General features: G+C 66.2%; 9 protein-coding genes and 2 pseudogenes. 6 read left to right on the top strand and 5 right to left on the bottom strand.

Annotated elements, in window-relative coordinates:
• Positions 1-48 precede the first annotated feature (48 nt).
• From ACIA5H_RS08050 to ACIA5H_RS08030, 5 genes are all read left to right on the top strand, one after another.
• On the top strand, positions 49-522 hold the full coding sequence (locus ACIA5H_RS08050; protein ID WP_397074735.1) for a tetratricopeptide repeat protein: 474 nt from the start codon (positions 49-51) through the stop codon (positions 520-522).
• Positions 446-1,228, top strand: coding sequence for a TrmO family methyltransferase (locus ACIA5H_RS08045; RefSeq protein WP_397074733.1), 783 nt, complete (start codon positions 446-448; stop codon positions 1,226-1,228). The genes ACIA5H_RS08050 and ACIA5H_RS08045 overlap by 77 nt, the downstream gene beginning before the upstream one ends.
• A 183-nt stretch (positions 1,229-1,411) precedes the next feature.
• Positions 1,412-1,594, top strand: a complete 183-nt coding sequence (locus ACIA5H_RS08040) for a hypothetical protein (protein WP_397074731.1) — start codon at positions 1,412-1,414, stop codon at positions 1,592-1,594.
• On the top strand, positions 1,594-2,286 hold the full coding sequence (locus ACIA5H_RS08035) for a hypothetical protein (RefSeq protein WP_397074729.1): 693 nt from the start codon (positions 1,594-1,596) through the stop codon (positions 2,284-2,286). Before ACIA5H_RS08040 ends, ACIA5H_RS08035 begins: the two co-directional genes overlap by 1 nt.
• A complete protein-coding gene (locus tag ACIA5H_RS08030) occupies positions 2,283-2,966 on the top strand; it encodes a methyltransferase domain-containing protein (protein ID WP_397074727.1) in 684 nt (227 codons plus the stop codon). The genes ACIA5H_RS08035 and ACIA5H_RS08030 overlap by 4 nt, the downstream gene beginning before the upstream one ends.
• On the opposite strand, the gene ACIA5H_RS08025 is transcribed toward ACIA5H_RS08030, so the two are convergent.
• Positions 2,938-3,636, bottom strand: coding sequence for an NUDIX hydrolase (locus ACIA5H_RS08025; protein ID WP_397074725.1), 699 nt, complete (start codon positions 3,634-3,636; stop codon positions 2,938-2,940). The genes ACIA5H_RS08030 and ACIA5H_RS08025 overlap by 29 nt on opposite strands.
• 134 nt (positions 3,637-3,770) lie before the next feature.
• Between ACIA5H_RS08025 and ACIA5H_RS08020 the strand changes: the two genes are divergently transcribed.
• On the top strand, positions 3,771-5,507 hold the full coding sequence (locus ACIA5H_RS08020; RefSeq protein ID WP_397074723.1) for a DUF3556 domain-containing protein: 1,737 nt from the start codon (positions 3,771-3,773) through the stop codon (positions 5,505-5,507).
• Positions 5,508-5,588: 81 nt separating this feature from the next.
• Here ACIA5H_RS08020 and ACIA5H_RS08015 read toward each other — a convergent pair.
• From ACIA5H_RS08015 to ACIA5H_RS08000, 4 genes and pseudogenes are all read right to left on the bottom strand, one after another.
• Positions 5,589-6,070: pseudogene (locus ACIA5H_RS08015) on the bottom strand (recombinase family protein).
• A 374-nt stretch (positions 6,071-6,444) separates the two neighbouring features.
• On the bottom strand, positions 6,445-8,601 hold the full coding sequence (locus ACIA5H_RS08010; protein WP_397074721.1) for a hypothetical protein: 2,157 nt from the start codon (positions 8,599-8,601) through the stop codon (positions 6,445-6,447).
• 758 nt (positions 8,602-9,359) lie between these two features.
• Positions 9,360-11,984, bottom strand: a pseudogene (locus tag ACIA5H_RS08005) (Tn3 family transposase).
• Positions 11,985-12,002: 18 nt separating this feature from the next.
• The gene (locus ACIA5H_RS08000) at positions 12,003-12,809 is read right to left on the bottom strand and encodes an aminoglycoside adenylyltransferase domain-containing protein (protein WP_397074719.1); all 807 of its coding nucleotides are present in this window, start codon (positions 12,807-12,809) and stop codon (positions 12,003-12,005) included.
• Positions 12,810-12,860 lie beyond the last annotated feature (51 nt).

Genomic DNA, 12,860 nt, shown 5'->3' with positions numbered 1-12,860 from the left:
AGCCGCTTCCCGGCGAGGACAGCAACTCGTTCCAAAGGCATCGACACGATGGACGAGATCGGCGCGCACCTGCCGCGGCCGGATCGGGAACTGACCGCCGTCGTTCGCGTCGAGGCGTTGCCCGTGCTCGCTCTGCTGCGATTCCACGACGGCGACCACGACACCGCCGAGCGCCGGTTACGCGCCGCGCTGGACACCTGTCACAGACTGGCCTCGGAATACGGCCACCGATATCTCACCGGTAAGCAGCTGCACTTCGCGGTGAACATCGCGCGGTGCACAACCGCCCGCGGTGACCTCGACGGAGCCGCCGCGTTGCTGGAGCGGGTGGCAGCGATAGCGAAGGGAACCCGCGCCCGACGCGGTGATCGCCGATCTGATCCGCCGCGAATACGCGCGGCTGCCCGCTGGTGCGTCCGAATTCCACTGATCCCAGGAGTACAGCATGACCCCGGTTGCCCCGACCCTGCCCGCTTTCGCCCCGATCGGCGTGGTGCGCTGCGCCGCGCCGACGATCGATGACGTTCCCTCCGAAGGGCTTCCGTCCCGGGTGGTGCTGGATGAACGGTATCTGGCGGCGCTGGACGGAATCGAGCCGGGTGATCACCTTTACGTGATCGCGGTGTTCCATCTGGCCGATCCCGAGGTGCTGACGGGCAGCCCGGGCACGCGCCACGCGCAGGGCGCCTTCTCGATCCGGTCGTCGTGCAGGCCCAACCTGTTGGGCATGACCCTGAGCCGGGTGCTCGACATCCGAGGCACCGAAATCTCTTTCGAGTGGCTGGATTTCGTGGACAACTCACCGGTGCTCGACATCAAGAGGTACAACTGGCGCTGGGAGTGCGTGCCGTCCACGCGGCGGCTGGATCGCCGGTTCGTCGAACGGCAGCTCGACCACCGGACACTGGCCGCCGTGCTGGCCCGCCCCGCCTACAATTTCCACGGCGAGCGCTGCGCTCGCGTCGGCCAAACCGGAGCGCTGGCGGCCACTTTGGTGCAGAACCACGACTTGTGGCTGGGAAATCCCGCGCTCCGGGTCCATATCCGGGCCGACGGCCATCTCGTGGACTGTGTGCAAGGCCTCACCGGCGCGACTTTCGGCAACGGCCGGCTGGGCGTGACACTGTCGGACACCGACGAACCGGTCGTCGAATTCGTGGAACCCACGCGCAGACTTTCCGCACGCAGGACCGGCTCGGAGTGGGCCATCACCCAGTACCCGCAATAACATATCCGGCGCCGATCGGCAGTCGGGCGAACGAACGACATTCGGCCGAATGAATTCTCCGGGCACGCGGGCGACACGCCATTTCCGCGGCAGGCCGTCCAAGCGATCGACGGCGCGACCGTGTCCGGCTCGGTACTGTTTTTCCGGTATTTCCTGAATCGAAATCTGAACGGGAGCGCGACCATGTCCGAAACTCTGCTCGGTGACATCAAATCCGACCGCGTCACATTGAATCTCCTGTTCGACTCGGCGGAATTCTGCTGCGCACCCGGCGAAGAACCCGCGCACACGGTGCGGATCGGCGCACCCACCGTTCAGGACAATCGCATGTGCGCGCAGTGCGTCGGGGAATGCAAGGTGTTCTGATGTCCGACGGCCGGTTCAAGATCGCCGAGGAGGTGTTCGTCGTCGATGTCGACGACGGCCACCTGCTCTACGCGCCGTTCGAGGGGGTCATCAGCCGCCTGGCACCGCAGACGGCCGCCGAACTCCGCTCTGGGCAGAGCTCCGCGAGCCGCCCCGGATCTGATGATCAAGTCCACGATCAGCCGAGGCGCCGACTGCGAAAGGGCACGACACCGGAGGAGTTGTCCAGGATGGTGCGCCGCCTGCGGCAACGGGACGTGGGTCTGGTCGCTTCGCTGATCGTCTTCGAGCCGCGCAGCACACTCGACGAGCTGGACGAAAGCCTGCGCTGGCTCGACGAACACCGGCTGTACCGGTCCTTCAGCCTCACCACGCTGATCCCGTTCCGCAACACCCTCGCCCACAGGGAACTTCGCACCCAGGTGATCGCCGAGCCGTCGACGTCGTTCGCACCGCTGGGTTACCGGTTCACCGAACCGGACGTCGATCGGATCTACCGAGCGGCCGTCGCGCGGGAAGCCGATCACGAGCAGTGGAGCGACGGCGCGCTGGAGCGGCTGATGCGCTGCCGTTTCGCCTTCGAGGAACGTCTCGGGCTGGGTCCGGAACCCCCCGAACTTCGCGACCTCGACGCCTACCGAGCGCGCCAGATCGCCGCGATCCTCGACGACATCCGACGGCTGCGCCGATGACCGGCAGTGCCGAATCCTTCGACGCCGTCGCGGATGCGCACGACCACGCGCGCTGGGATCTGCCGCCCGCGCGGTTCGACGCCGCGGTTCTCGCGGCGCTGTCCCGTTTCGCGGGCTGTGCTGGCGCCCCCGCGCTCTTCCTCGGCTCCGGCTCCGGGCGTGAGGCCGCGGCGTTCGTCCGGGCAGGCCGACAGGTGGTCCTCGTCGACATCTCCGCGCGCATGCTGTCGTTGGCGAAGGCCAGATACCGCGACAGTCCTCTGGTCGACTATCGACGGCAGTCCGCGATGGAGTTCCTCGACGACGCCGACGCCGACTACCCGTTCATCTCCGCGGTCGGCGAACTCCTCGGCTATGTACGCGACCACGCGGCCCTGCTGACCCGGATTCGCACCCGGTTGGGCGACTCGGGTACCTGCGTCTTCACCTGGGTGGACGCGCATCGGCTCGCGCAGCGTGGGCTGCCCGCCCAGGTCTGTGCCGACGGGACGGCGATCTTCACCGAACGCGACGAACCGCCGCTACGGATCCGCGGGTGGTCGCAGGCTCACATGCACGCGTTACTCGGCACGGCGGGCCTCGACCTGGTCGAGGAGATCGCCCCGGAGGCGGTGAGTCCTCGACGCGGCTGGACGGTCACGCCGTCGAGAACTAGCGATGGGTCCAATCCGGCTGGGTGAAGTGGGCGACTCTGGCCGCGTCAGGGTCCGTGCCGAGCAGGACCACTTCGCGGAATTGCCACAGCAGCGCGCCGGTGGGTGCGTGAATGGTCATCTTAGGGCCGAGCCGCATCTGCAACAGGCCCGCTTCGCCCGCAGGCGCGGTGTCGTCGCGCAGTTCCGCTTGCCGTACCGCGTCCTCGGCCCGAACCCAGCGCGGGGTGTCCTCGGCGGCCACCCGGGCCAGATCCACCAGATGCACCGAGTAGACCTCATCCGGATTCGGGCGTAACCGGGTCGCGTCGTTCAGCGCCAGAACGAGGGGCGTGATCGTGAAACCGGAGGCCGCCGGGAAGTCGTCGAGTGCGCCGAGCAGATCACTCGGCCGCGCGTCCAGGCCGAGTTCCTCGCGCAGTTCGCGCAAGGCGGCTTGTTCGGTGGTCTCGCCTTCGTCCAGCCGGCCGCCGGGCAGGCCCCATTGTCCGGCGTTGCGGCCACGATAGGCCCGCTTGATGACGATCACCGACAGCGGGCCGCCGGGCTCCTCGACCACGCACAGCACCACCGCCGCGCGGCGCACACCGGGCAGGTCGGCGACCTCGATGCGCGGGAATGCGGCCAAGCGGGAATGCGCGAGCACACGGAATTCGTCGATGCTCCTCGGTAGCGGCGCTGTCGGGGTCGGATCCATGGCTTCGATCTTGCCCTTCCCCATCGACGAGCGCGACAAAGGAAGTCGTTGACAGCAACTGCCTCACCTGTCACCGTATCGGGAACCTCGGGGTCCGGACCGTACCCCGGGCGTTCGCGATCGGAGCGTGCTTGATGGGATTTCTCGAGCCCGACCTGCCGGTGGTCGATATGGCGGAATGGAGCAAGGGCACGCGCGCCGAGCGCATCCGTCCCATGGCCCGGCACTGGGCCGAGGTCGGCTTCGGGACTCCGGCGGTGCTGCACCTGTTCTACGTCGGCAAGATCTGCCTCTACGTGCTCGGTGGCTGGTCGATCGCGCTGACCACCAACGGTATCGACGGGTTCACCGACGTCGGCGCCTGGTGGTCGGAGCCGATCGTCTTCCAGAAGGTCGTGCTGTACACGCTGCTGTTCGAAGTGGTCGGCCTCGGGTGCGGGTTCGGCCCGCTGAACAACCGGTACTTCCCGCCCTTCGGCTCGATCCTGTATTGGTTGCGCCCCAACACGATCCGGCTGCCACCGTGGCCGGGGCGGATACCGCTCACCAAGGGCGACAACCGCACGCCGGTGGACGTCGCGCTGTACGCGGCGCTGCTGGCGACGGCAGCGGTCGCGTTGCTGTCCGACGGAACCGGACCGATACCGGAGCTGGACACCACCGTCGGTTTGCTGCCGCACTGGCAGGTGGCGGTGGTCCTCGGGCTGCTGGCGGTACTCGGGCTGCGGGACAAAGTGATCTTCCTGGCCGCCCGGGGCGAGGTGTACGCCACCCTCACAGTCGTCTTCCTTCTCCCCGGTGCCGATTCGATCGTCGCCGCGAAGGTGGTCTTCGTCGTGATCTGGATGGGCGCGGCCACCTCGAAACTCAACAAGCACTTCCCTTTCGTGGTGTCCACGATGATGTCCAACAGTCCGGTGTTCCGGCCGAAGCCGCTCAAGCGCGCGTTCTTCGAACGCTTCCCCGACGATCTGCGGCCGGGACGGTTGTCCCGCGTCTTCGCCCACGGCGGCACGGTCGTCGAGATGTGCGTTCCGCTGGTGCTGTTCTTCTCCCACGGCGGTTGGCCCACGGCGATCGCGGCCATCGCGATGGTGTGTTTCCACCTGACGATCCTCACCGCCATTCCCATGGGCGTCCCGCTGGAGTGGAACGTCTTCATGATCTTCGGCGTCGTCACGTTGTTCGTCGCGCACGCCGATCTCGGTCCGAGCAGTGTGCGCAACCCCGTGCCCGTGGCGGTGCTCTTCGTCGTGATCGCAGGCATCGTGATCGCCGGGAATCTGTTCCCGCGCAAGATCTCCTTCTTACCCGGCATGCGTTACTACGCCGGGAACTGGGACACCACCATGTGGTGCGTCAAACCCTCGGCCGCCGCGAAGATCGGCACCGGCATCGTCGCGATAGCCGGCATGCCGCAGGCCCAGCTGGAGCGGTTCTACGGCAAGGATCGCGCGCAGATCCCGATGTACCTCGGGTACGCCTTCCGGGCCATGAACACCCACGGCCGCGCGTTGTTCACGCTCGTCCACCGCGCTATGCCACCCGGCCACGAAGACGAGTACACCATCACCGACGGCGAACGCATCTGCAGCACCGCCGTCGGCTGGAACTTCGGCGACGGCCACCTGCACAACGAACAACTCATCGCCGCGATGCACCGCCGCTGCCACTTCGAACCCGGCGAAGTCCGCGTCGTCCTCCTCGACGCCCAGCCGATCCACCGGCAGACCCAGCAATACCGCCTCGTCGACGCGGCCACGGGCGAGTTCGAACGCGGCGAAGTGCGCGTCGCCGACATGGTGACCCGCCAGCCCTGGGCCGACGACGTCCCGGTGCGGGTGCACTACACCGCGAGCGCGGAGAGTTAGCGCGTCCGTCTTTCCCGGGTCGCCGTAGTATTCGCCGAAAAGTATTCGCCGAAAATCGGACGGATATGGCCTAACTGCTGGTTATGGGTGGTTTCGGTCGAGGTGGCGGTAGATGGTTTTGCGGGAGACGCCGAAGGTTTCGGCGATTTGGGCGACGGTGTAGCGGCGTTTGCCGTGTTCGTCGGTCTCGTCGTACATCTCGCAGGCCTTGAGCGCCTGCAGTCCGGTCAGGGCGGGTGGCCGGCCACCGACCCGGCCGCGGGCTCGTGCGGATTGCAGGCCTTCGAGGGTTCCTTCGCTGATGAGGTCGGCGGTCATCTCGTCCATGGCGGCGATGACGTGGAACAGGAACCGCCCGGCGGGGTGGTGGTGTCGATGCCTTGTTTGAGCACGATGAGGTCGATGCCGCGTTCGTCGAGTGCGGCGGCGAGTTCGGTCATGTGCCGTACCGACCGGAATGGCCGTGACAGGCGGGTGATGACCAGTTCGTCGCCGCGGCGTAGGTGTTCGAAGCATTTGTCCCATTCCGGGCGGCGGGCGAGTTTGCCGGAGGCCTTGTCCACCCAGATCCGTTCTCACTCCGCGGCGGTGAGGGCGTCGATCTGGGAGTCGTTTTTCTGCCCGCGGGTGGAGACTCGCGCGTATCCGAACCGTGCCATGCCCGCAACTGTCCCACAAAGGGCTGACATGCCGGGTTTTCGTCCCGTAGATTCCGCACACGAGGTATGACCCACTGGCGAGGTTCGTCGACCTGCGGATTTGTGGGTCGCTGCGGGTGAGGGTTGGTGTGGGTCGGAAACGTTTCGTTTCCGCCCACTCCGGCTGCGGTTGACTTCCTCACCGTCCGGCACTTCAAAACGCGGGAGCAACGGGGGTAGCGACGCTTCATGTACCAGGTGACGCGCCTGTTGGTTAGACTCGTCGATGCGCACTGCTTTCAAAGCAGGCTGCCTGGGCCGGTCAGCTCACGGATCCGGTGTCCTGCCTTGCGAGCCAAACCACTGGATGAGCTCGAGGCGATGGCACGCAGACAGGTGACTGCCTCATCACCGCCGATAGCGGTGATCGCGTCGAGTGCAGCGCGGGAAGATTCTCCGATCCGCCACCCGCCCTTGAGGATCTGCTGACATAGTCGGCGCGCCGTGTCTGCATTCCCGATAAGGCCTTGCGCATGCAACACCCAGTTGTCTCGGTGGGGGCAACCGGCCAACATCCAAGCCTCGTATAGGCCCCATGCGAACTCCGCGAGCGCCGTCGGGTCCACCGTTTCCGCGACAACCCGAACTCCGGTGTATTGCCATTCGGGGCGGCATATCGCCAGCATCGTGCAGAAGTCTTCCACCGCGGATTCCGGCAGCGCTGCGCTGCCGTCTGGTAGCAAGATGGCAGGAAGCAGGGTAGGGACGAGCCACGTCGGTAGTCGAGGAATGCGATGGGGCAGCGCAGACAATATCGCATCGTCGCCTATCATCGCGGAGATGGCTGTGCGGCTCTGCTCGCCGTAATCTGCTGCGGCGCTGTCGATTGCGCTGCGGTGACCCATTTGGGCAATAGTGTGGAGCGCGTGCTGTGCAAGTATGCGATCGCTGCCGTACCGACTCAGCACAATCGGAATCAGGTCTTCGACTGCCGTGTCGGCATGCCGCTGCCACCAAGCGGCCGCGGCACGAGTGGTCCGGCGGAACCCGAGGCAGCGCATCATCAGCACGGTTACACGACTGCCGTCGACGGGCTCCATGACCGGAGCCATCCGCAACGGATGTTGCGCCATCGTCGCAACGACCGCATCGAGGGCATCGGCACCGAACCTTCCCAAAATGCGTTGAAAAATTACCTGTGAGTGGACTGCCCGCGGGACTTGGAATTCTCGCAGGATCGGATGCGCGATGTCGTCGGATATCAGTGCGAGGACGAAGGGCTCCTGGTCGACGTCCTGCACTGAGCGACGGTAATCCTCGATGCTCCGGGCGCTGCCGGCCACCTCGAGCATTTCGTGTTCATACCACCACCCCGTTGTTACCGGCGTCGCGGCCCACCGCTCCCGTTCGCCTGGCCGCCAGTCGAGCCGCAGCGGGCGGTCGGGGCGTTTTTCGAGGGAAAGGTGCTGTGCCCGCGAAGGTGCGCGACGCCAGGGCGGCGACGCCAGGACATCCGGCAGTTCGTGCGGTTCGGCGTTGCGTCGATGTACGGATTGACCACACTGGTGAGCCGACGCATCGCTGATGAACTGCTGTTCTCGACGTTCGAGCGCCCGAACAATATGAGCCGACGCCCTCCGGGTGGGATCGGCTGACAGCAGCCTCCTCGCCCGGCGCGGGAACCGGCCCGCGGATCTGGACAGCGCACCGAACACCAACCCGTTGTCGGTGCGAGCCTGGAGCAGCTCCATCGCGACGTCGGTCGGAAACCGGGACAGCATGTCGGCGAGCTCGCCCGTGGAGTCTCGGTCAGCGCCCCAACCGTAGGGTGCATGAAGCCTGGCATCCAGCATCGCCGCGATGACGTCGGCGGCGGCGGGACCTACCTGGGTCGCGATGTTGTACACATGACGAAAAAGGCGTGCTGGCTCGGCCACTTCGGTGATGCGAGTGAGTTGCTCAGCGGTGGTGGCGGAAGCGGCTAGAAGGGCAAGTGAATCCGAGGAATCAGACGGAACCGACCAAGCCCCGAAATCGTTGCTGTACCAGCGCGAGTGCCGCCCCGGAGATGATCTGCGCAACTTGTCGATCGTCATTGCCTCGAGATCTGCATCGATCCAGACCTGTTCGGTCGGAAGCAGATACGACGTGGCGACCCGGACCCACAGATCACCGATATGACCGGAAGTCCCTCGACCGCCGGCATCGCCGCGCAGCGTACCGAGGCTTTGGACGGTGGTCCGGTAATGCTCTGCGGATGCAGTCGCCAGGTGCGCCCGAACCCGCCGCAGCACGTTGTAGGCACGTAATGGACCTGGTTCGTTCGGCTCGGGCGCGGTCAGATGGATAGGATTCCACATACCGCCTCGGGACCCCGATACGACCGAACTCGACATTCCCACCCCGGACATCCACACAGCTGCTTCCGCCGCGAATTCGAGCCCGTACTCGGCCACCCACGTGTCAGCTAGACTGCGCGGCTCCGAGTGCACGAGAGCGCATACAACTGCTGCGCCTTTCGCGGATACGCGTGAATCGAGAAACCCCGCCCCCGCCTCGGAAAGCCAATACGCACCACCGCGGGGCGGGCACGCCAGAGCACCCTCGATCACCTGGCGATACGGGGCGAGCTCGGTGGGTGTCACAGGCGTTCGCGGCCGAAACGTCAACTGTCGCGCCGGGCCCAGCCCCCGAAAAGGCGCTGCCCTGGGCCACCATTTCGCCGGAACCGCCCACGAATCCTCATCCAGCCGATCATGAGGTTCGGCCACACATCCTCCGATTTCGTCTACCGGGCACGACCATAATTGGCTCGGACACGCGGTCACGGGCAATGACAGACGCCGCTCGCTGAATCGTGTACGTCGCACATCGCATGCCTTCGCCGCAGCCTAAAAGGCATTGCCAAATCCATGACCTCCCAGCAATGGGAACCGATAGAGGTCTTGCGAGTTCTCTGCAACGCCCACCGCGGCTATGATCCGGACGTGCCCGATTTTCAACGCCAAGGCGTCCGGGCAGTCGAAGTACGCGCGTGTTCAATAGTCCGGCAGATCCTCAGGGCTCTGGTAACTCGCCAGGGCAGACCCACGGTCTTGTCATTCGTGCTGGGTATCACGGCGAACCTGCCACTGGCCGGACCCATTCGCGCGGACCGATCACGTCATCGACCATGGCTGGTCCGTCATCGACGGAGCGCGCCCCGGCGCCCCGGTCAGAAAAGGGTGTCGCGCACGCGTAGCGGCCTGTACCCAGTGGGATCGAGCTGGGCAAGTTCTGCATCGATGTCGACCTCGATCGCGCCGAAGAAGTTGATGTTCTCGCTGTGCGCTGGGGAGATGTGCGCCAGGACCTCGTCGTCGATGCGGCGCCCGGATCGGCGCATCTGCTCGACGGCGAGCCCGTAATACTCCGTGGTCCACGCGATGACCGCGTTCGTGGCCAAGGTCAGACACCAGGCTTGCTCGGTCTGTTCCTCGAAACAGGGTGATCTTCCCCAAGTCCCGGATCCGGCGCGAGAGCTGCATGCCGAGCGGGTCGAACAGCCCGAAGTTGACCAGGGTCACGCCGTGGGTGTCGGTCGCGTGTTCGGTGATCGGCAGATCCGTGGCGCTGCCGAGGATTTCGTCCAGCACGTAGTGTGCTTCGCGTTTCGTGGCGACGATGATCTTCGTGCCGTAGGTGGCGTGTTGATCGGTGACGTGGGTGTAGGTCGACAGCACCCGGCCGCCGTGGATGACCATCTCCCGCGCCGAGGTCGACTTGCCCCGCACCGGGAACCGCTGCCCGTCGCTCGAGGACAATGTGCCCGCACCGAACACTGTGGTCAGCGAAAGCCGCTGGTGGTAGTCGATGATCGCCAGGTTGGCCGCGCGCAGGGTCTTCTCCCGTACATACCATCCGCCGTCCACGCGAGGATGTCGTAGGAGATGCCGCAGGCCTCCGCCATCCGGGTCAACCCCAGGTTCGTCGAGTGGGCCAGCAGCACCGCGATGAGGTTGCGTTTGAGTTCCGGGGTGCGGGTCTGTTTGCCCGAGGCGTGGGTGAAGCAGTCCAAGTAGCCGGTGCGTTTGTCCAACTCGATCAGCAGCGACACGATCGGCGCGAACGGCAGCATCTCGGTCAGCTCAGCCTTGAGCGAAACCGTCTCGGCAGGAACGTCTTCAGCGGTCAACGGCGAAATCACCAGATCCCCGGTCTCGTCCACACGCACCGGCCCGTCACCATCGGATATCACCTCCTCCAGCTCGCCGACTGCCTCGTGCAGCTCATCAATCACCGCGGCCAGGGCTTCGCCGGGATCAGCGGATTTGCCGACCAGTCGGCAGAACTCGGCCCGCTGCGGCGTCCATTGCTCGGCGGTGAGCAAGTACGCGGCCGGATCGGCGTAGCGGCGCGAGCCCGGGACGTAGACGTCCCCGCTGCGCAGGCCGTCCCGAAGCCCCAGCAGCACACACAGCTCCCAGTAGTGCCGGTACGCGGTGGCGCTGCCCGATTTTCGGGCCTCCTCGAGGTAGCCGCGCCACCTGGTCGGCACGAACCCGGCCGGTGCCTCGTCGAATACCTTGCGGCGGCCGGTCGCGTTCAGCTCGCGCAGCATGTCCATTCAGTAGCTCCGTGGCCGCGGTGCCGCCGGCGAACCGCACTGCGGACAGCACCGCCGGGGTGAACTGCCTCAGATAGTTGTACGACGAATCCAGCGCGGCCAGATGCCCGTGGTCGCGCGGAAGACGGGGCTTGGCCTGCGCAATCGCAGCCCGCAACCGCTCCCACCCGATCGCATCGCCCCGGATCAAGCCGCCGATCTCCTCATCGCCGATCTGCGGATCGGTGACGATAGCCAGTAGCTCGTCCAGCAGGACTTGGCGGTCCTCACCGGATTTGCCGCGTTCGGCCAGCTCGTGGCGCATGCGCCGCTCGGCCTGGCCGAACTTCGCCGAAATCGCCTGGTCGAACAGCGCCACCACCTCGTCGAGCACGTCGGTGGCCGATTGCGCCAGCACCGTCAGCAGGATCGGGTAGCGGCGCTGCGGGTCACGACGTTCGAGGGCCTGCGGGGTCAGGCGGCGGCCCATTGTGGCCAGGAACCGGCGTAGCTCGGCGGGCAGCACCGACATATCGAGGCGGTCCGCGCCCATCCCGCGCAGGAATCCCAGTTTGTCGACCTCGGCCCTCACCGGCTGCGCGGACGCCTCCACCGGGCCGGTCGACAGCCACCGCAACCGCGATACCCCGAGCAAGGGATCGGTGACCAGCAGCTCGTCCAGCGCCGTGCACCGCGCGCGGGTGTGAACTCGTGCGCGAGCCGGTCATAGGTTTCGGTCTGCGCCTGGTGGCGGGCGTGCGCGACTCGTTCCACCACCGTGACCGGGCCCGGCTGGATCACCCGTGCTGAGATCAGATACTCGCAAGCGAGTCGGAACAGCAGCGTTGGGGAATCGTGCTCCATCGCCCGAGCCAGCAGGAACTCGTCCAGTTCCTTCGACTCCAGCGGCCCGGCCACCCGCCAGCCCAGATACTGAGCGGCCAGCCGCACATGCTCGGTGCGGGTCTTGGCGCGCTTGCCGTACGAGCCGATCTCCACCGGATCCACCCGCAGCTGCTCGGCGAGCCGGGCCACCGCCACCGGCGGTGCCGTGGTCAACCGGTCCGGCACGAACCCCAGCCACGGCAGCGTGCACAACGCAATCGCCAGCCCCCACCGATCCGCCGGACCCCGGCCACGACCCGGATCCACGAACGCCAGATCAGCCGGGGCCAGCGTGAAATACCGGAACAACTCCTCGCGGCTGATCTCCGGGAACCCCCGCAGACGCTCCAAGTCGCGTTCAGCGATCAAATGCTCAGATGCGCATGTCTACGTATCAGCATGCGTTTGAGTCGCGGCTTCGTCGACGCGGTCCCCCACCCACGCCAGAAAGGCTCGCACGTCGGTGGTGGGCAGTGCGAATGCGGCCGTGCGGGGGTGCTCGAAGCTGCGCAGCGCTGTATCGATGAGGGGGGCGAAGTCTTCTTCGGACTTCGCGATCATCTGTGCCGCTTCGCGTTTGGCCAGCCAGCGACCGGTGCGACAGAACGCTACTGCTCGACAGCCGTTCAGCACTCGGTTGTCACCCAGATGACCCTCTCCCCCAGCGTGTTCGCGTACCGAAGCCAGCAGCGCGGCATGAACGTCGCGCCGTGACGGTGCCGCGACGACCTGCCGCACGGGAGTCCCGTACAGGAGGCGTCCGGTCTCGTGGGCGATGGAGCGATCGATGACGTACCAGAAGGCCGATGAGTCCGCCGGATCGAAGCTGACGCGGTTCGGCAACAGGGGGCCGGTGTTGAGGTCCATGAGATAACCGGCCGCGCTGGACGATGCGGCGATGAAATCCGAGTTGTAGACCACGAGTTCCAGACCGGCCGCGGGGCATGGCAGCGACGAGTGCGCGAGCGATTCGGCCAGTTCGCGCAATGCCCGCGCGGGAAGCGACGGCGCGACGACGATGACCACGTCCACGTCGCTTCGCCCGTGCCGATAGTCCGCGAGCGCGACCGATCCCACGGCGAAGACACTCGTCAGATGACGCCCGCAGACGGTGCGGGCTCGTCGCACCAGCGCATCGAGGTAAGGCCGCAACTCAGCCGGGAGGAGGTGGGAATCCGCCAGGATGTCGGTCATGCGGGCCAGTATCCGCCAAGGCCGCCTCGGGGCTCGGATCGCCGGAGCCCA

This window comes from Nocardia sp. NPDC051900 (genome assembly GCF_044452545.1).
GTDB lineage: Bacteria > Actinomycetota > Actinomycetes > Mycobacteriales > Mycobacteriaceae > Nocardia > Nocardia sichangensis.
This window is presented reverse-complemented; position numbering and strand designations above follow the sequence as displayed.